The organism is Spirillospora sp. CA-142024 (assembly GCF_050942325.1).
GTDB lineage: Bacteria > Actinomycetota > Actinomycetes > Streptosporangiales > Streptosporangiaceae > Spirillospora.
Window position 1 is genome coordinate 5,873,549 of sequence record NZ_CP192077.1, and the last position, 20,589, is coordinate 5,894,137.

Below are 20,589 nucleotides of genomic sequence, written 5' to 3' on the forward strand. Positions count from 1 at the left end.
TCGGAGGAAACGATGGGCGTTCCCGAATACCGTGTTCTGTTCACGGTCGACATCGAGGACTACAGCAGCCGTACGGACGCCGAGCAGCGGACCCTGCAGGCCGCGCTCGGCCGGATCCTGGACGACGCCGCCGACGTGGCCCGGCTGAACCGTCGTGCGTGGCAGCGCCAAGACGGAGGTGACGGCGTCTACGTGGTCCTGCCGGCGGGCACTGACACAGGGCCGCTGATGGATGTGTTCGTCCGCGAGCTGGACGCGGCACTGGGGTCGTACAACAGACGGCAAGCGGAGGAGACGTGGACCCGTCTCCGGCTCCGCATGGCCGTCCACATCGGTCCGCTCCATCTGGACGGCGCGACGGGGTGGCCTGGCCAGCACGCGGTGCAACCGGCTCGCCTGCGTGACTCCGATCCGCTGCGAGTGGCGATGCGCGAGCTCCCCGAGGCGGACCTGGGGATCATCGCATCCTCCGACATCTACCGCGACTACATAACCCAGGGGCCGGGACATCCCCGGCCGACGCTCTTCCGCCCTGTGTGCGTCGCCGTGAAAAAGCAGGTCTATCGCGCCTACCTGTACGTGCCGCGGTTCGATCTGGCGACCGTCACCGCGCTCGGCCCCTATGACCCGGAGGACGGGACGGAGGGCGGCGATCCGGGTCCCGCGTTTCCGCCTTTGCCGCCGTATCCGCACGGAGGCACGGAGGGGACCCGGGCGGCGAACGTCTCGTACGGAGGAGACGCCTTCGGCGGGGACAAGGTCGCTGGTGACAAGAACATCCATTAGGTGGCCGCGATGTCCGACGAAGAGGGAGAGCCTGAAGAACTGGAGAGTCTTCCGGAGCGGGACCAAAGCCCGTCGGAGCTTCGAAGACTTCAAGAACAAGTGCGGGAATTCCGGCGCGTGTTCAACGACCAGGCCAGATCGCGGAACACGGCCCACGGGGGGGACGCTTTCGGCGGAGACAAGGTCACAGGCGACAAGTACATTTACATGGCCAAGGGGAAGGACTCGTGGCAGCTCTACCCTGTCCCCCCAGAACGCTTGGACGACATCAGACTTCGATTCGCCGGTACCGCGTCCAAGGAAACACTGATCCACCGTCTCGACAACGAGCCCGTCGCCGTACTGCAAGGACTGCCCGGAACGGGGCGTACGACCACCGCCCTGGCAGCGCTGGCTCACCGATGTCGTGAGCTACGGATGATCCGCTCGACAGAGCCGCCCATCCGGCTCGACAAGGGGAAGCTCAGCCCCGGGCATGGATATCTGTACAACGTGTCCGGGCAGAGCTGGGCCAAGCGCCTCACCGAGGGGGACGTTCTGGGGTGCTGGGACACGCTCAAGGAGCTCGATGCCCGGATGGTCATCGTGGTGGGCCCGGATTCGGACAAGAGCGAGGTGTCGGAGCTGGTCACCGACCATCAGCGGCCGGACCCGCGTGACGTGCTGGCCCGTCAGCTGAGCCAGCGTCTCGCGGGAGTCCCCCACGACCTCACAGAGATCCTGGGCCGGATTCCAGAGGCACCGACCAGCCCGCGGGACGCCAAGGACCTGGCCGTCAGGCTGGCCTCCGCGCTGCGATCGGGCGGATCTGTCGAGGACGTCTGCACCGACCGTCCGGACCCATGGCGACATGAGGCGCGTGCCGTGCTCCACCAGGAGGACGACCAGAGCGACCTTGGACGCCGGGCCTTCGTGATCGCGGGGGCCGTGCTGAACGAGCAGCCCACGGTTCAGGTCTGCCGCGCGGCCTACGACCTCGCCGGGAGGCTTTTCGAAGTCGAGAAACAGAAGGAGGACGCGAAGCTGGGCATGCTTCCCTTCGCCGCAATGCTCGATGACTGGCTCCAGCATGCCCGTGAGCAACTGTCCCCCATCGTTCAGGACTTGGATCGGAGGCTGTCGTTCCGGGCGAAGTTCGCCCCCGCCGTCCTGGACGCGCTCTGGCTCGACTACGTGGTCGCGCACCAGACGCTGCTCGACTGGTTGTCGCAGTTGGCCCGTGACAACGACCCGCTGGTACGCCTGAAAGCGGCCCAAACCGTAGGGCGTTTCGCCGCCTACGATTTCGACTTCGTCTACGAGCACTGCATCGCCGGATGGGTTGCCAGCCGTCGTGAGGCGCTGCACATGGCCGCCGCGTGGGCGCTGGAGGCGGTCATCGCCGAATGCCCGCAGCGGCATGACCGTGTAGCGGGCCTTCTCCGGATGTGGTTGCAGCAGGCACGGCCGGAAGGAATCGCCCGGCAGTCGACCGCCGTCCGGCTGCTCGGCACACTGCTCGGCGAACAGGCCGCCGGACAGGCCATGGAGGCGCTGAGGTCGATCGCCCGCCGCCATCCCCACGTCCTGAAGCTCGCCGTCCGTGACACCGTGGTGGAGTTGTGCGCGAGCGGCTCCACCCGTGTGGTGCTCAGCCATCTGCGCGGCTGGGCGCGATCGGAGCCGCGGGAGCTGGGCGGGCTCGTGGCCGCGTGCCTGACGAAGATCGCCCAGCTGACAAACGGCGAACGACCGCGCATCCTGGCGCTGCACGAGGAGGATCCCGTGCTCGTGCGGGAGCTGTGGTGTCAGGTTCTGCTCTCCCGATACTGCGGCCAAGATCCTTGGAACGCCCTGCGCGACTGGGCGAAGGACGGCATTCGCTTCGACGCGCTGCGGGACGACCTCTATGCGGAACCGGGGTTACGTCCACGCATGCGGTTCTACGGCCTTCTCTAGAAGGAGCGCATGACATGAGTACAGTTCGCGTGAACTGCGGCAACCATGGCCCGGTGGACAGAGTTCCGACCTACCTCAGTCTCGGTACTCGTCTGCGGCGATGGTCACAGCGTTCCGGGGGGGCGTTCCGGGCGGTGCACCATCCGGGCGCCTTCCATCTCGTCGTTCCGGCGAAGGGCGATGGCTACACCTTCTCCGTCACCGTCCATTTCACATGGTGCGTGACCGGACACGGGTATCCGGAAGTGCTCGCGGCGCGTGCCGAGGAGCACCAGTTCATCTTGAAAGAGCGTTTGGCCACACAGGTGCGGGCGGTGTCACGGGACTTCGCCCCGTACGAGGCGGGCGAGGCGGAGAACCGCTTCAACCAGGTGGCCGGGGAGCTCTTCGCCAATACCAGGCTGGAGTTCCTGTCGGGAGAACAGACCGACGGGGAAGCGTGCCCCATCGATCACCGGACGATCGTGGCCCTGGACAAACCCGTCCGGGACGTCCAGCGCGAAGCGTGGACAAAGCGGCAGAACGCGGCCAACGAGCATGAACTGGCGCGCCGACTCGTGATGTACTTCGGTGACCGTCGCCTGTTGTGGCAACGGTTTCTTAAGAGCGGGCAAAGCGAGTGGCTGACCCCGTACGCCGTCGCACTGGCAGAGGACCCGGACGCGGTGGCCAAGGTCGTCGAGCGGATGGCGAAGGACCGGCGTGTCGAGGCCAAGGAGCTCGCCGATCACGTGGCGGAGCAGGTGCAGCAGTACGAAGCGCGCGACGCCTTCGACCTGATGATGAAGAACGATGTCGTGCTGCGCCATCTCATGAAGCTGATCGGGGTGCCTGGAATCCCCCCGCCCGCATCACCACCGTTCGACGACACATGACAGTGGTGATCGGACCAAGGCCCGGGACCGCTGCGATGAGTTCCGGGGGCGTCTTCGGTCTTCATGGGTGATGGGCGATCGGAGAGAGGTGACAGTATGGCGACCGTCATCACTGAGATGACCATGTCCCTGGACGGCTACGTGGCCGATCCGTCCGATGGGGTGGAGGAGTTGTTCGGCTGGTACGGCAACGGCTCTGTGGAGATCCCGACGGTCGGCGGCATGCCGCCGTTCCGCGTCTCCGAGGCGAGCGCCGCCCACATCCGCGAGACGATGGACGCCGTGGGCGCCATGGTCACCGGACGCCGCCTGTACGACATCACGCACGGCTGGGAGGGCCGCCATCCGTTCGACGCCCCGGTCTGGCTCGTCACGCACGAGGCCCCGGCCGACCCGCCGCCCGGCCTGACCGTCGTCACGGACGGCATCGAGAAGGCCGTCGGCGAGGCCGCCGCAGCGGCGGGCGACGGGGTCGTCGGCGTCGGCGGCGGGCTCACCGCCCAGTCCTGCCTGGAGGCCGGCCTTCTGGACGAGATCCGCATCAACCTCGTACCCGTGCTGCTGGGCGAGGGCATCCCGTTCTTCGCGGGCCCGTCCACCGCACCCGTCCGCCTGGACGACCCCTACCGCGTCATCCAGGGAACCGGGGTCACCCATCTCTACTACCGCGTCCGCTAAGGCCTGTTTAACAAGTCCTGTGGTGGGGGTTTGTTGAACAGCCGGGTTCGTGGTCGGTGTCTGTCCGGCGTGACCACTGCCCTGCCCGTGGTGGGCGGGGGTGGTTCATCCGGGGTCGGCACCGTACTGGTCCGGGTTCGCCGAGCAGAGGCCGCTCCCCGGTCGCGGCGCCGGGTCTTCCGGCGGGGCGTGTGGGGGGTGGCTGCCGCGCTCCCCGTCCCGGCACCGGATGAGCCGGTGTGGGGGGTGGGGATGGGTGCGGTTGACTCGGTCAGGGCTCCAGGCAGCCCCGGCCCGCCGCTGCACAGCACGCGGCGGGAGGTCTGGTAGTCCACCCGTGCGGTGGACGGGTCATCACAGTCGTCGAAGCGAATGAAGGCCGCTAGGGCGGCGGCGACCAGGTCGCGGTCACCGGTCAGCCCGCATCCGCCGTCCTCGATCCGGCAGTGGTGGGTGCGCACGCCCAGGGGTTTGGGGACGCGTCGCCCACATGGGCAGTGCTGGGACAGGGCGGTGGTGCGGGTGGAGGCGCGCAGCAGCCGCCCGCCGGCGGCGCGGCATTGGTGGTCGAGTGCGGTGATGAGGGTGCCGGGGGTGAAGCGGGCGCAGGCCCGCCCCCACAGCCGGAACCAGGCGGTGATGCGGCAGTCCTCGATCACCAGATCCGCACCGTGCACGGCGACGATCTGCGCGGCGATCTGCCGGGCCTTGGTGGCGCGGGACTGGGCGGCACGCCAGGACGCGGCGGCGTGCCGGGCGCGGATGCGCCGGTAGGTCTTGGATACCTCGTCGCGGCGTGGGGAGCGGACGGGTTTGCCGTCGGCGCGGGTGACGCGCGGCCCACCCGGCACCTGCACCTGCTTGGCCGCCAATCCGGCGGCCTGGCGGCGCCGTTGTCGCTGACGCTGGCGTCGGCTCAGCCGGTACTGGGCGGTGTTGGACGCGCGGCGGGACCGCTCCAGGGCCCGCTGCCGTCCGCGCCGCTTGCGCTCACGGCGGGCGATCCGGGCCCGCTCATCCGCCGAGAGCGTCACCACCGACGAGGCCACCCCGGATGAGGCCACCTCGGCCGCACCCGCCGGGGTCTCCAGACCGGCAAACACGGCGGCGGGAACGTTGGTGGGTACTGAGACGATGGCGAGGTTGGAGACATTGCCGTCCACCCCGCCCCGCCGGCCGGACGGAACCTTCGCCCGGCGCGCCGCGGTCGAGGCTGGAACGAACGCCGGTTTCAACACCATCAGATGCGCCTCGTACACCCACCCGCCCGGCGCGGCCGGGTCACGGCGCCGGACCAGGTCGACCTTGTGCCACGCCTGCGGATCATCCAGGGCGTGCACCAGGTGCGGCCACTGGCCCGCGCCTTGCGGCAACCGCACCGGGACCACCAGATCACCCCGAACCCCGTCCGGGCCACCCGCGAACACCAGCGCCAACGGCCCGCCATACTCCCACCACACCCCCTTCCGGCCACGCGTGCGCGGCGCTGCCGGGACCGGCATCACCCGCGGCTGCGCCAGCACGCTGGTCCCCGGCGGTAATCCGGCCGCGCCCCGCGGGGTCAAGCCCTCTGGAAGATCCGGTGCGGCGTGGGCGGCCAGGTGACCGGCCAAGGTGCCGTGCAGCCGGAACGTCTCCCACTTGCGCGCCATGGTGTGCGAACGGGCCCGCCCCGGGATCCGCGTGAACTCCCACCACGACCCCACCCTCGGCAGACCATGGCGGCGACCTGAGGCATCCGGGAACAGATGCCGCTCCACCCCCGCCCACACCTCATCGGCCAGATGCATCGCCACCGCCTTCGACACGTGATGCCGCAGATGCCCCGAAGCGTCCAGATGCCGGTACGCCGCCCGCTCCAACCCCTCCCGCGACAACCCCAACCGACGCCGCCACACCTCCGCCTCATCCTTGCAACGACGGCCGCGTCCAGCCCGATAGGCGACGGCGCGGGACCGGGCATCCCGCCGCACCGCCCGCTTCAACGACCACGCCGCCGCAAACAACCGCTCCAACCGGCACCGAACGGCCGGATCAGGAGCCAGCCGCAACCGCACCACCGTCACCGCATCCGGACGCCGCCACGCCGGAGCCTTGTTACGCCCCCGAAACCGCCGAACCCCAGCCCCGGCCACGGGCCCGCCCACAGCATCGGACACGACATCGGAAACAGCATTGGCCGTGACGTCCGCACCAGGGAGTACGGCCGCCGGGATGCCACCACCCTCATTGCCGACTGCGGAACGCATCACGGCGAGCACAATACGTCACCATATTCGAACACGCAATCGACACGAGGAGACATTCGATCGGCCATCCGGGCCTCTAGACCCGTTGCGTTAGGCAGCGGGTGGAAACGCGTCCGGTGGGCCGGCGCGCAGCCCACCGGAGCGTGCGTCAGGATGTGGTGCCGCGGAAGGTGTGGGTTCCGGAGCCGACGGTGACGGGCTTGGCCGCGCCGGGGACGTGTACCTCAGCGCTGCTGCCCGGCGGGACGGTGACCTTCAGGGTGACCACGCCGTCCTCCAGCGTCCACGACGAGCGGACCTCGCCGAAGGGCGTCCGCCGGGTGGCGGAGGCGCTGGTCAGGCCGCCGACCACGGCCGGGTCGACGACCAGCCTCCGGTAGGCGGTGGACCCGGGCGCCTGCCGGATGCCGGCGAGGCGGCCGGAGAACCACGAGTCGATCGAGCCGAGCATGAAGTGGTTCTGCGACTGGCCGCTGCCGCCGTCCCATGACTCGCCGAGCGCGGTGTTGCCGTGGACGACCTGGTACCCGTAGCTCGGGCTGTCCGTCCGTGTCGCGATCTCGTAGATGACGTCGTCGGGCAGGACGCGGAACGCCGACGGCAGCGAGATCTCGCCGAGCAGCAGGTGGTACCCGGCGTTCATGACGCTGGATACCAGGTGGTCGAGCAGCCTGGAGCGCTGGTCGGCGGGCACGGCGCCCATGTCGAGCGCGATGGCCTCGGCGCCTTGGCCACCGCCGCCGAACGTGCCGGTCGCCGGGTCATAGAGCTTGTCCGACAGCGCCTTGGCGCTCTCGTCGGCCTTGGCGCGGTAGGCGGCGGCGCCCGTCCCGTCGCCGAGAGCACCGGCGATCTTGGAGAGGGTGTCGGTGATCCGCCACCAGCCGTACGTGCCGGAGACGACCTTGGGGAACGTCCGGTCGGGGGTGAACCAGTCGCCCAGGCTGTAGTCGGTCAGGCCGCCGGAGACCCGGCCCTCGATGTACGCCGCGTACCGCTTCATCGCGTCGTAGTAAGTCCGCAGGGTCTCGATGTCGCCGTAGTTCAGGTACAACTGCCACGGGACGACGACGAACGCGCCGCCCCAGTTGGGGTCGTCCCGGTACGCGCCCGCGAGGACGGTGTAGTCGGGCACCGTGGACGGGATGAGCCCGGCATCGGTCTGCGCGTCCGCCATGTCCTGGACCATCTTGCGGAGCTGGGCGTGCACGTCGTAGTTGGCGGCGAGCGCGTCGCCGACGAGGTGGTCCTGCTCCAGCCAGCCGAGCTTCTCCCGGCTCGGGCAGTCGGTGAGGATGCTCATCATGTTGCCCTCGATCGCGCGGCGGACGAGCCCGTGGACGCCGTTGATGAGCTGGTCGGACGAGGTGAACGAGCCGGCGGAGTCGTTGTCGGCGCGCAGCACCTGCCCCCGGACGGTGATCGTCGCGCCTTCGGGCAGCCCGCGCACCTCCAGGTAGCGGAAGCCGTGGTACGAGAATTGAGGGTGCCAGGTCTCCGGGCGTGCGGAGCGGGTCGTGTACTCGTCCCAGAGGGGCCCGCCGACGTTGCTGATCGACTGGTAGGCGCGCCCGTCCTTCAGGCTCTCGGACGGGTGGATCCGCACGGACGTGCCGGCCGGGGCCTGGACGGTGATCTCGGGACGCCCCGCGATGTTGCGGCCCACGTCGAAGACCCGGTAGCCGTCGCCCGCCCCGGCCAGGCGGCCCGGGAGCGTCTCCATCACGCGGACGGGTTCGGCGTTGCGTCCGCTCAGCGCCCCGGGCGCCGGGACGGGCACGGCGGCCTCCCAGCCGGAGCGGGACGCGCCCGGCGTGTCCCAGCCGGGACGCTCGCGGCGTGCGTCGTGGTCCTCCCCGCCGTACCAGTTGGAGAACGTGACCGGCCCGAGGACGGTCTTCCACGTCCCGTCGCTGGCGACCCGCACGACCTGCCCGTTCGCCAGCGTGACCTCCAGTTGCGCCATCAGCTTGGGGTCGCTGATCGTCCCGGCGAACTTGCGGTAGCGGTCGGGTGTCGAGATCACGTTGGCGGCGCCGTTGCCGAGCTCGACGCCGAGCGTGTTCGCTCCGGAGCGGAGCATCTTCGTGACGTCGTAGGCGGCGTACTGGACGCGTTTCGCGAACCCGGTGTTGGCGGGTTCCAGTTCGGCGTCGCCGACGCGGCGTCCGTTCAGGCTCGCCTCGTAGACGCCGAGGCCGGCGATGTAGAGGCGGGCCTGGCGGACTCCGCGGGGCAGCCCGAAGTCCTTCGCGAAGATCGGCAGTGCCTCGGGGACGGGCGATTCGGGCGGTTCCTGGCCGGTGACCGTCTGCCTCGTCGCGAAGGGCCCGTCGGCGGAATCGGAGGTGCCGACCGAGAAGTCGACGGGCGCGTACGGGACCTTGCCGCCCTCGACGCCCTGGTCGGTGCGCGGGTAGAGCAGGACCTCGTCGAAGTCCTCGGCCTCTTTCAGGTCGACGGTGAGGGTGAGGGGCGCATCCGAGACGTCGGCCTTGCCGTAGGCGGAGCTGGACCAGCCGGCGAACTCCTGGTTGGTGGTCTGCGTGCCGTCGGTCAGGTAGCGGGTGCCCCATTTGCGGTTGACGTTGCCGCCGTTGTCCGACGCCGTGACGGTCCTGCCTTTGGCGAGGTCGGTGTCCGGGTCGGCGGAGTCGCGCACTTCAAGCTCGGCGAGCTGGAGTCGCCAGGTCTTGCCGGGCAGTTGCTCGACCTTGGGCAGGCCCAGCTTCGTCACGTCCAGCCGGACGTAGCGGGCGGTGGTCTTGGGCACCTTGACCACGATGGGTGCGGGCTTCTTGTCCTTGGTCTGCCAGTCCTGCCGGCCGATCCAGCGTCCCTGCCAGTCGTCCTGGGACGTCAGGCCGGTCTCGAACCAGGACGGCGACGACCAGCCCGAGTGCCGCGACCCCGTCCAGACGCGGACGCGCCAGTACACCCGGGTGCGGCTGCCGATCTTCTCGCCGGCGTAGGCGGCGCGCTGGTCGGCGGACGCGACCCGGCCGGAGTCCCAGAGGTCGGGACGGCCCTTCTCCAGGGCCTTCTCGCTGGTCGCGGCCTGTATCTGGTATCCGGTCTGGGTGACGTTCCGCCCGCCCTGCAACTGCCAGGACAGCGGCGGTGTCGTGTCGTCGATGCCGAGGGCCGCCTTGAGGTCGGCGGCCTTCAGGTGAGTGGGAGGTGCCGCCGCGTCCGCGTACGCGGGGGCGGAGAGGAACGTCAGCGGCAGCGCAACGGTGATGGACGCGGCGGCGAGGCCGCGCAGTGGCTTACGCATGGGGGCTCCTAGAAGGGGCGCTGAGCGTGCAGCTCGGCGATCTCGGCGGCCGTCAGCACGTGGTTGTAGAGGCGGAAGCCGGCGACACGGCCGCGCAGGTTCGGGTTGCGGGTGTCCTGCGAGCGGCCGAGGTAGTTGTGCGCGGTCGCGCCGAGGACGACCGGGTTCATGACCAGGGCGTCGTTGCGTCCGGCCGGGACGCCGTCGATGTAGAGGGCGGCGGTCCCGTTCCCGGCGGTGACGGCGACGTGCGCCCAGGCGCCGGTGGGGAGCGCGGACGCGGCGTCGGCGATGTCCTCGCCGTCCATTCCGGTGATCTTCATGGTGAAGCGGGCCTTCGCCGCCCCGGTCCGGGCGATGACGGCGAAGTAGGTCTGCCGGTTGAAGCCCAGGTCGAAGACGCGGACGTTGTTGGTGAGGGTCTCCAGGCGCACCCAGAGCGCGGCGGTCAGCGTGTCCAGGCCGCTGAGCAGACCGGGCGGCAGGACGACGTGGCCGGTCGCGCCGTCGAGGGTGACGGCGCCCTCCGTCCACGACCCGCCTGTGGCGAGGGTCGCGTCCGGCCAGTGTCCCGTCGCGTCGGCGAGGCTGCCGTCGCGCAGGGGGAAGTGCGCCAGGAGTTGCGGCCTCCGCTTCGGTGCCGGGGTCGCCCAGTAGACGGTGTAGTGCTCGTGCTGGACTTCGGCGAACGGCTTCAGCGACACATCGGCACCGTCGGCCTTCGCCGCGTAACGCAGGGGCCCGGCAGGGCGCAGCGAGCGCGGGTCGATCTCCGGGAACGCGTTGAGTTCCCGGTCGCCGTACCGCCCCGCCAGGACGACCGGTCCGACCGTGACGGCCTGGACGCACGGGTTGTCCGGGGCCTTCCGCCAGACGGGTGCCATCGGCATCGAGACCTCGACGGCGTCGCCCCGCCGCCACCGCCGCTCGATCGTCGCGTACCCGCCGGGACGCGCCCGCACCGGCACCGCCGCGCCGTTCACCCGGATGCGCGGACGGCGGCCGCGGGCGTCCAGCCAGCCGGGTATCCGGATCTTGAGCGCGAAGCGGGACGACCCGTCCGCCACGGTGAGCCGCGTCGTGTCAGAGTGCGGGTAGCCGGTCTCCTGCCGGAGGCGGACACCGCGCTCCGCCCAGGTCACCTCGGACGGGATGAACAGGTTGACGTACAGCGCGTTCCCCGAGCGGAAGTAGATGCTGTCGGCGAACTTGGTGTGCGTCTCCATCCCCGTGCCGTGGTCGCACGAGAAGTTGTCGTAGTCGGAGCTGTAGCTGCCGGGCGCCGCCCCGAGGCCGCCCTTCCCCTCGCGCTGCGAGCCGGGGAACAGGCCGGTGTAGTAGGTGACGAAGCCGTGCTCGGAGACGGGGTCCTGCTCGCCGAGCATCTGGTTGAGCAGCGTCCACTCGTAGTAGTCCATGTACGCGGACTCGTCCGGGTCGTGCATGAACAGCAGCCGCGACAGCTTGAGCATGTTGTAGGAGTTGCAGTTCTCGCAGGTGTCCGACCCGAGCCGGCTGACGATCTCGCCGGGCGGGCCGAACAGCTCGTTGTTGCTGTTCCCGCCGATCACGTACGAGTGGTGGTGGACGACCGTGTCCCAGAAGAACGCGGCGATGGCCCGGTACCGGGTGTCGCCGGTCGCCTCGTACTCGCGCATGGCGCCGACGATCTTCGGGATCTGGGTGTTGGCGTGGTAGCCGTCCAGGGCGTCGCGGCGTTCGGCGAGCGGGCCGTAGATCTCCTCGTGGTCGAACCGGCGGGCCGTCTCCAGGTGCCGCGGGTCGCGGGTGACCTGGTACAGCTCGGCGAGGACGTCGTTCATGCCGCCGAACTCGACGCGCAGTACCGCCTGCATCCGCTCGCGGGACAGCTTGCCCGTGCGCGTCCCGGCCCAGGCAGCCATGCCCTTGAGCACGGTCAGCGCCTGCGCGTCGCCGCTCAGCCGGTACTGGTCGAGCAGCCCCGCCATGATCTTGTGGAGGGTGTAGTAGGGCGCCCAGGGATGGCCGCCCGCCTCCATCTGGTCGAAGACCGCCTCCTCGAACGCCGACAGGTACCCCTCGCCGAACCCGGCCGCCGGGGAAGCGGCCTGGCATTTGGCGAGTTCACCGACGATGTACCGGCCCTTGGCCGCGTAGGCGTCGTCGCCGGTGTTCGCGTGGGCCTGGGCGAGCGCCGACAGCAGGTGCCCGGTCGAGTGGCCGCGCAACTGGACGTTCGGAGCCTCCCAGCCTCCGCACGGCTCGGCGGACGACGGCAGCCCCACGTTGAGGCGGAACGTGTGCAGGAGACGGTCGGGGTCGATGAACTTCAGATAGGCGCATGTCCGCGTCATGTTGGCCCGGAACGGGCTGTCCAGGAGCGTGACGTCCGACAACGAGAACGGCGATAGGGCCGCCTTCGGCGTCTTCGCGTCTGCGTGGGCCGGTGCGGTGCCCGGGAGGGCGAGTGCGGTCGCGGTGACGCCCGCCGTGCCGATGAACGCCCGTCGGCTGAATGCAGGGCGGGTGAAGGGGGCCGTCATGCGCGGCTGCTCCGCAGCGAGTGGGCCCCGCGCAGGCCCTCGATGTACACGTACTCACCGTCGGTGTGGACGCCCTTGGCGCGCGCGTGGGCACCGTCCCATACGAGACGGCCGTCGACGCGGACCTTGATGCGGGCGCCGAACGTGGGCACTCCGGCGCGTCCCACGGTCCGGCCAGGGGCCTTCAGGTGCGCGGTGTAGGTCCCGTTGGAGACCTTCCAGGACGCGTTGACCGCGCCGACCGGCGTGGTGATCCTCCCTTGCGCGAACGTGAGGTCGGCCGGGTGCGGGACGAAGTCGAACGACCGTCCGCCCGTCCCGGTGGGGTTCAGCCCGAGCACGGAGAACGTAAGCGCAGGTGTGGGACCTGTGGCCCAGGCGTGGGCGAGGCTCACGTAGGTGCTGCAGAAGACGCATCCGTCCCCGGGGTTACGGAACGACTCCCAGAACGTGCTGCCGGTCCCCTCCGGATGATTGAGCATGTAGCCCCACTGGCGCCGGATGATGTCCACCCCGGCCTGGTCGGCGGCCTGACCGCCGGCGGTGAAGTGAGCGTTCACCTCCATCGATCCGGAGAAGACGCCGGGGTTGCCCTTGTTCTCGGGCGCGGTCGAGGTGACCTCGTTCCAGTTGCCCTTGAGGGACGCGCTGATGCGGCGCGCCTGCTCCTGGTCGGCAAGGCCGTACCAGGCGGCGAGGGAGTTGCCGTCCTGCGGGTGGATCGTGGAGTTCGGGTAGAACTTGTACGCGCCGGCGGTGTCGTCCCAGAAGTTCGTGTTGATGGCGGTGCGGAGCGCGGCGGCGCGCTCGGCGTAGGACGCGGCGAGAGCATCGTCGCCCTGCGTCTTGGCGAGCTGGGCGCCGGTGTCGAGGACGCGCCACATCAGCACGTTCGCGATGAGGTTCTCGCCCTTGGCCAGGATCCGGACGGAGTCGGACGTGCCCGTGATGGACACCAGGCCCTTGCCGTCCATCTTCCCGGTGGTGAAGTCGACGCCCTTCTTGTACCGGTCCCAGACGCTCGACAGCCAGCCGGTGTCGCCGGTGTAGCGGTAGTAGTCCCAGCTCGCGGCCAGCGTCCACAGGTGGTAGGTGTCCGAGCCGTACTTGTTCAGCTCGGGCCCGGCGTAGGGCAGCTCTCCGGTGTCGCGCTGATGCTGGTACACGGTGGTGAGCGCGTTGCGGGCGGACACGGTGTCGTCGAACGCCGCGTACGCGCTCGGGATCTCGATGCCGAGGTCGCCGGGCCAGACCGTCCGGTCGCGCTTGGCGCCGTCCACGAGGATCGTGTCGCCGACGCCGATGTCTCCGGTGTTGTCCCACAGCGCCGCCGGCGGCTCCCAGACCCGGCCCGTCTTCGGGGAGATGGTGTTGAGCTGGACGGTGTAGGCGCCCGCGTACCAGATGCGGTTGAGCAGGTCGTCGCTCGAATAGAAGTAGTTGGCGTACCTGGACGGGTCCTTCATCGTCGGTGCGGGCGTGTAGTGCACCGACACCTTGTCCAGGTCGACCCGGCCGCCCGACTGCAGGAAGATCGTCAGGTAGCGGAAGCCGCCGCGGAGCTGCTCGGCGGGCGTGGTGTAGGACGTGGCGCCGTCGACGTCCACGGACAGGGCGCCGTCCCGGCTGCGGGGGCCGCCGGTGGACGCGTCGCTCGTCATGTCCACATAGGTGGACGACTCGGAGAACGCGACGCCGACCTTCTGCGGGCCGTCCGACCCGGCGAAGTGCAGCGTGGTGAGCCCGCTGACCTCCTTGCCGAAGTCGAGCGTGACGGACGATCCGGTGCCGCTCAGGCCGGTCTTGCCGCCCTTCAGCACGGCGTCCGCGCCGTCCACGGTGCCGCCTGTCTTGAACACGGAGACCGGGTGGAGCGTACGAGACGACGGGGAGAGGTTGTACCGCTCCCATGGGGCCGAGTCGTGGCCGGGCTCGGCGAAGGCGGTGCCGAGCGGAGCGGCCTGAGTGGCCATCAGGGCGGACAGGCCGAGAGCGACGGCGGCGGCGCCGCGGCGGCGCCTGGATACGCTGGATTGCATGGATTCCTCGCGATTCCGGTCTTGATCAGGACGTGGGATGAGGGGTTCACCGTGCGGGAGGGCGGGCCAACGCCCTCCCGCACGCTGTTTCAGCGAGTGCTCACCACCGCCTCGCCATAGGGCACGAGCCGGACGGGGCCGATCAGCCCGTACTTCTGGCGGGCCGCGCCCCCGTAGACGGCGGGGTCGGAGACGCGGAGCCGGTTGTTGAGCGTCGTGGCCACCCCGACCTCGATCGTGTTGGCGCCGCGCCGCAGGTAGGGGCCGACGTCCACGGCCGGGACGATCACGCTGACCGGCAGGCGGTGGCCGTTGACGGTGACGCGGCAGGTGTCGAAGACCTCGCCGAGGTCCAGCACAGCGCCGCCGTCGCCGGCCCAGTTCACGGTGGTGGTGTAGGTGCCGATGCCGGAGACGTCCGCGAGTTCGGGGATGTCCGGCCATGCCGTCAGAGCGTCGAGCTTCAGATCGTGCCGCCGGACGCCGTCCGGCGTCATGTCCTCCACCTGGAGCCGCCAGGACGTGAGGGTCTGCGCCTCGGGCACGGCACCGATCACGGTTTCGACGGTCCGGCCGTCCGGCAGCGTGGTGGAGTAGCCGCCGGGGGCCGTCGCGCGGGCGATGAGGCGCTGCCGGTCGACGCGGAGTTCCGCGTCGGACGCAGTGGCGGAGGGGGCCTGCCCGCCGCGCGCCAGCACGATCACGGTGGCCTCGGACGGCTGGAGCGCCACCCGCAGCGTGATCGTGTCGCCGTCCTCGCGGTAGACGGCGATCCGCTCGGTCTCGCCCGTCCACAGGTCCAGCCGGTACGGGACGGCCTTGCGGTCGGACCGGGTGAACGTGACGTCGTGGTCGATGGCGGCGACGGGCGGTTTGACCGTCTCGGCGTGCTTTCCGTTGCAGAGGTAGTAGTAGTCGGTGCCGCCGTCCTGGCGGTGGGCGGTGAGGAGCGTGGACGCCTGCGCGTAAGCAACCGTCGGGCGCAGGCCAAGGTCCGCCAGCGCACCGGGAACATCGTCCTCCAGAGCCACGACGCGGACGCGCGGCTGTGCGAACACCTGTTTGAGGACGTCCCGCAGCTGCTCGTTCTCGCCGTCACGCGCCAGCCCCGGCACGGTCGCGGCCGACCAGTCGCCGAGGAACACCAGCGGCAGGCCGGCCTGCGTCAGCTTCAGCATGGTGCGGGCCGTGCCGAGCGGCAGCGTGCACTCGTTGCCGGCGAACCGGTCGCCCTCGATGAACATGACCTGGTAGGCGGGGCCACCGGGGGCGAGCCGCCCGCCGGACACGGTCGCGGACGGGAGGTCGAGCAGCGGCGCGCTGATGAGCTGGTGCGTCCAGCCGAGCGGGACACCGCTCTTGGTGAACCATCCGGCGCCGATACCGGTCTTGGTGTAGCCCTTCTGGCGGAACACGGCGACGTCGATGCGGCTCTTGCCCGCCTGCATGGCCTGGTGGATCCGCGACAGGTACCCGGCGACGTCGGGGGCGTGCCGCCAGGTCGGCTGGCGCGGCCCCCACGACTCGGCGAATCCGATGCCGCCGTTGTAGGGGGTGAACGCCGCGAACCCGGGCCACGCCGCACCCGGTGCGGTCGCGTAGGAGAAGCCGTGCAGGACGGTCTGGTTGAGCCCGGCCGCATAGGCGCCGCCCATGGTGCGGAGCAGCTTGTTCCAGGTGGTGTTGTAGGCGCCGCCCTGGTAGGCCCCCGCCTCGCAAGAGAGGATCGTCCGGCCGCCCATGTCGCGCCCCCCGGCGAGCGCACGGTAGTCGTCCAGGTTCTTGAACCCGAGCGACTCCCCTTCTGGGACGTCCAGGATGGCGGCGGTGTAGATGGCGTCCGTCTCCAGCCCGTACGGCTGGGCACGGTACTCAAGCCCGAGCGAGTGTGCCCATTTGGCGATCGCCGCGAAGTGGTACTCGTTGAACAGGTCGGAGATCGTCAGCCAGAAATCGTGCCGGACGTGCGACGTCGTCGCCGCGTCGTAGGCGAACTTGGTGTTCTCCTTGTAGCGGACGACCACGGGCAGGTACGGCATCAGGTCGTAGCCGCGGCGCCGCTTGAACTCGGCGGGCAGGTCCGGCGTCCAATTGAGCGCGTCCGTCTCCAGCTCGATCGAGTCCTCGAACAGCGTCGCGCCCGCCCGCCTGATCAGCCTGCGGATGTCGCGGGTGAGCAGGCGCGCCTCCCAGAACGCGGTGACGGCGCGGGTGCCGGCCCGGCTGAAGTGGTCGACGACGCAGCTGTCCGGCGCCGAGTGCGGGCCGGACTCGGGCCGCTGCCCGCTGCCGCGCCGCCAGTAGGCGAACAGCAGCCAGTCGCCGCCGGCCGGCGCCGTCCAGGTGATCCGCTCCCCCGCGGCCTTCGCGGTCAGGTCGGTGAAGGACGCCGGGGCGAGGCCGGTCTCCTTCCGGGTCGCGTTCGCGGTGTCGATCCTGACGGCGTGGACGGCGACGAGCTGCCGTTTCGTCACGGCGGCCTCGGGCGCGGCGACCGGTTCCGGCACCGGGCCGTCATGGGTGGCCCCGCCCGCGACGGTCGCCGTCCCGTACGCGAGCTCCTGGACGGCGGCCTCGTCGTCCGGCGTGATCGTCGGGACGGCGGCGGGCCAGGCCGGGCCGATCGTCAGGTCGACGGTGACGCCGCGCCGGGCCGCCTGGTCGAGCGCCGCCTCGACGCCGGCGTTCCAGGCGGGTGTGCCCCAGCCGTGCCCCTCCGGGTCCAGGACGGACTTGTCGCGGATGCTGTGGTGCACTGCGACGATCTCCGCGCCGCCGAACCCGGCGGCGGCGATCTGGTCGATCTCCCGCCGGATCTCCGCCGGGTCGACCAGGCCGTCCGGCCACCACCAGCGGAACCGCGGCCGCACCGCCGCGCCCGGGCGGGCGAACCCGCCGCCGGGCCCCGGCGTGGGACCGGGTGCGGCCTGGGCGGCCGCCTCGCCCCCGAGGGCCGGGGCCGCGGCCGCCACAGCGGCGGCGGCGGTGCCGATCTGCAGCACGCGCCTGCGCGTGAATCCCTGCCCGTTACGGTCGTCGTTCACCTATCTTCTCCTGATCACTGTGCGGCCGGAGCCGACCGGGCCGATGGTGAGGAGCCGGCCGGTGGCGTCCTGGCCCGTGGCGCGGGGGGCGCGGGCGTGGGGTCCGGTGACGTGGAAGGCGCCCGGGTCGTCGTCGCCGAGCTCGACCACGATGCGCGCGGACGTGCTGGGCGGCACGTCCACGTCCAGCCGGTAACCGTCGTCGCGGTTCAGCGCGACGGAGACCGGGCCTCGGATGGTGGGCACGCGCCCGGAGATCTCGGTGAGGTCGCCGGGGCGGGGCCGGATCTCGATCTCGGCGGCGCCCGGCGCGGTGATCCGCACGCCGAGGACATGGCGCGGGATGACGTTCGCGGGCGCCGAGCCCCATGCGTGCGAGAACGTCATGTTCGGCTTGAGGGACGGGTCCCACGCCTCGGTGACGATGGTCGCGCCGAGGTCGTCCAGCATGTGCAGCCAGGAACTCGTGCCGGTGGCCGTCATCAAGCCGATCGCCGCCTCGGCCTGACCGGTGGCGAACAGGGCGTCCAGGAGGAACTGCGCGCCATAGACGCTGACCTTCATGCCGCCGTCCGCGAGCGTCTTGCCCAGGGCGCGGACGACGGAATCGGGAACCGTGCCGGGCCCCGCAACGCCGAGCGCGACGGGGAACGCGGTCGCGTGCTGCGCGCTGTGGATGGTGCCGACACCGTCAACGAACCGCCCGTTGGGGGCGTCCAGAAGCGTCTCTCTCATCGCGGTGGCCAACGCGGTCGCCTTCTTACGCCACGAGTCGGCGTCGGCGGTCTTGCCCAGGACGGTCGCGATGTCGGCCATCGCGGTGAACGCCGCGTACTGGCACGCGTTCACGACCGTGTTGACGTCGGTGAACACGTAGCCGTCCCGGTTGGACGCCGGCCAGTCGACCAGGTCGCCGAGGTCCTGGCTGGACGGGCCGGGCTTCTTGTGCACGAGGCCGTCGTCGCCGAGATAGGACGTCAGATTCTTGGTCGCGAGGATGTCGTAGTCGGCGGCGAGCTGGTCGGGGTCGCCGGTGTGCAGATAGTCCTGCCAGGCCGACATGACGTTCATCAGCCGGTACTCGGTCGGCCAGGTGTGGTTGCGCGCCAGGAAGACATCGGACGCGCGGGCCAGCGCGAACGAACGCTGCACCCCGTACTCGGACGCCTGGTTGATGAGCGCGTCGCCCTCGTAGGGGCCGCGTTCACGCGTCGGCGTGTCGATGTAGAGGTCGCCGCGCGTCGCCTCGATCGAATACCGGCACAGCCGGTACACGCGGTCGAGGCCGGGGCTGGAGCTGGAGAAGGCGGCGTCGGAGTCGCGCCAGGCGGCCCGCCAGGCCCGGCCGGTGACGGCCCGCGAGAGGTCGAGGTCGTCGTCACAGATCAGCTGCGCGTACCTGAATCCTCTGTAGCCCCAGTGCTCGATGGTCTGGCGGCCGTCGCGGAGCGTCCAGATCTCCTTGTAGGTGACGCCCGCGCGTAGCGCGTACTTGACCGTCCCGTCGTCGTCCAGCTCCTCGCCGAGCCGGACCTCGACGGTCTGTCCGGCCTTGCCGCGCACGGACAGGCACAGGCCGCCGGCGATCTCCCGGCCGAGATCGACGAGCCAGGTTCCGGGCGAGACCTTCCGCACGGACGCGGGGTCGGCGTCGTACAGTCCGACCGGCTCGATCAGCGCGGGTTCCAGCCCTTCGATGGCCGGTTTGACCAGCGCCGGTTCCCATTCCGCGTCGTCGAAGCCGGGACTCGTCCAGCCCGCCGGCTCCTGCCGCATGTCCCAGTACTCCTGGGGGCCGACGTAGTACCCGGAGCCGATCGTGCCGCCGTCGCGCAGCAGCCCGGCCTGGCGCCGCGCCTTCCACGCCGGCCCGCTGCCGAGAGTGGTCGTCGTGCCGTCGGCGTAGGTGACGACGAGCTGGGCGAGGAAACGCTTGTCCTCGGTGGTGAAGGCAAGGACGGCGAGCGCGTTGCGCTGTCCCGGGTCCAGCGCCTTCGTCACATCGAACGAGTGGTAGCGCGGCGCCCCTGCCCCGCTGCGCATGGACGCGAAGCCGGCCAGCTCGCCGTTCACCCATATCTTCGCGGGGTACTGGCGGACGGGGGTCGGGGATTGGGCGGCGACGTGGAGCACGGCCGCCGCGATCCGCTTGCGTTCCGGGGTGAACTCCGTGCGCAGCAGCGCCCAGTCGTCGTCGGCCGAGCCCGCCGAGGACAGCGTCGACTGGCCCTTGCCGAGCGTCAGGGTGCCGTCGGCGACCGTGCCCGCGCTGAACGTGCCACGGTCACGGGCGAAGTCCTCGTCGATGACCGCCTTGCCGTCCGGACCGGTGAAGATGACGCGGTCCCACACGTTCGACTCCGTGGACCCGTTGCGCATCCCGACGGTGCCCGTCCGGTACGTGGCGTCGGTGGTCGTGTCGACCTCGGTGCCGTCGATTGACGTCCGGAACGTGGAACCCGTCATCTCGACGGTCACGTCGTACCAGCGGCCCGTCTCGATCGCGATCGGGAGCCGCTTCTCCTCCAGCACCCGGTAGGCGCCGTTCACACAGATGTGCTTTTTGAGCACGCCCGGAGATCCGGCGCGAAGCTGCCACAGGTAGTTGGCGCTCGCCCCGGACGCCCGGAACCAGAGGCCCGCCGCGACCGCGGTGATCTGCAGCCGGGCCGTGAGGACGCCGTCGCCGGGGGCCTGCGCGGCGGGTGCCCAGATCGGCTCGGCCGTCCACTCGCCGACGCCCGTGGCCAGCAGGGCGGGCTCGGACCAGCGGGACGCCTGGTGGCCGTCGAAGGTCCGGACGCGCCACCAGTACGCCGTCTGCGGCGACAGCGCCGGGCCGCCGTACGGCACGGCGACGGATGCGGCCGACGCGACCTTCCCGCTGTCCCAGACGTACGGGCCGCTCTCCAGACGGGCCGGGATCGTGGCGAACCGCACCTGGTAGTGCGTCTGCCGCGTCCCCGGGCCGAGGTCCGCGACCTGCCAGCTCAGCCTTGGCCTGGCGGTGACTCCGAGCCCGTCCGGCATCAGGGAGGTCAGCAGCCCGGCCGGCGTCCGCGCGGCCGGAGGCGCCGCCGACGCCGTGCCCCCGGCGGAACCGAGGACGACCGCGCCCGTCACCCCCGCCGCCGACGCCCCGAGGAAGCGGCGGCGGCTCATTCCCTCGCTCATCGCA

At 70.6% G+C, this 20,589-nt stretch carries 10 protein-coding genes; 4 read left to right on the forward strand and 6 right to left on the reverse strand.

Going from position 1 to position 20,589, the window contains the following annotated elements:
• The first annotated feature begins 12 nt into the window (after window positions 1-12).
• The 4 genes from ACQPZP_RS28100 to ACQPZP_RS28115 all read left to right on the forward strand — a co-directional run bounded on the left by ACQPZP_RS28100 (window position 13) and on the right by ACQPZP_RS28115 (window position 4,277).
• Window positions 13-786: a hypothetical protein gene (locus ACQPZP_RS28100; protein WP_433472726.1), complete on the forward strand. Its 774-nt coding sequence runs from the start codon at window positions 13-15 to the stop codon at window positions 784-786.
• A 9-nt stretch (window positions 787-795) separates the two neighbouring features.
• Window positions 796-2,724: a hypothetical protein gene (locus ACQPZP_RS28105; protein ID WP_433472727.1), complete on the forward strand. Its 1,929-nt coding sequence runs from the start codon at window positions 796-798 to the stop codon at window positions 2,722-2,724.
• 14 nt (window positions 2,725-2,738) lie between these two features.
• Window positions 2,739-3,599: a hypothetical protein gene (locus ACQPZP_RS28110; protein WP_433472728.1), complete on the forward strand. Its 861-nt coding sequence runs from the start codon at window positions 2,739-2,741 to the stop codon at window positions 3,597-3,599.
• 96 nt (window positions 3,600-3,695) lie between these two features.
• The gene (locus tag ACQPZP_RS28115; protein ID WP_433472729.1) at window positions 3,696-4,277 is read left to right on the forward strand and encodes a dihydrofolate reductase family protein; all 582 of its coding nucleotides are present in this window, start codon (window positions 3,696-3,698) and stop codon (window positions 4,275-4,277) included.
• Here the strand turns inward: ACQPZP_RS28115 and ACQPZP_RS28120 are convergent.
• The 6 genes from ACQPZP_RS28120 to ACQPZP_RS28145 form a co-directional block, all read right to left on the reverse strand.
• Window positions 4,274-6,067, reverse strand: coding sequence for a hypothetical protein (locus tag ACQPZP_RS28120; RefSeq protein WP_433472730.1), 1,794 nt, complete (start codon window positions 6,065-6,067; stop codon window positions 4,274-4,276). The genes ACQPZP_RS28115 and ACQPZP_RS28120 overlap by 4 nt on opposite strands.
• Before the next feature lie 607 nt (window positions 6,068-6,674).
• Complete coding sequence (locus ACQPZP_RS28125) at window positions 6,675-9,803, reverse strand: family 78 glycoside hydrolase catalytic domain (RefSeq protein WP_433472731.1); 3,129 nt, start codon at window positions 9,801-9,803, stop codon at window positions 6,675-6,677.
• An 8-nt stretch (window positions 9,804-9,811) separates the two neighbouring features.
• Window positions 9,812-12,328, reverse strand: coding sequence for a beta-L-arabinofuranosidase domain-containing protein (locus ACQPZP_RS28130; protein ID WP_433472732.1), 2,517 nt, complete (start codon window positions 12,326-12,328; stop codon window positions 9,812-9,814).
• Window positions 12,325-14,367, reverse strand: a complete 2,043-nt coding sequence (locus ACQPZP_RS28135; RefSeq protein WP_433472733.1) for an MGH1-like glycoside hydrolase domain-containing protein — start codon at window positions 14,365-14,367, stop codon at window positions 12,325-12,327. The genes ACQPZP_RS28130 and ACQPZP_RS28135 overlap by 4 nt, the downstream gene beginning before the upstream one ends.
• An 89-nt stretch (window positions 14,368-14,456) precedes the next feature.
• Window positions 14,457-17,411: a glycosyl hydrolase gene (locus ACQPZP_RS28140; RefSeq protein WP_433472734.1), complete on the reverse strand. Its 2,955-nt coding sequence runs from the start codon at window positions 17,409-17,411 to the stop codon at window positions 14,457-14,459.
• Entirely contained in the window at window positions 17,412-20,585 is a 3,174-nt protein-coding gene (locus tag ACQPZP_RS28145) for a family 78 glycoside hydrolase catalytic domain (protein ID WP_433472735.1), read from the reverse strand.
• Window positions 20,586-20,589 lie beyond the last annotated feature (4 nt).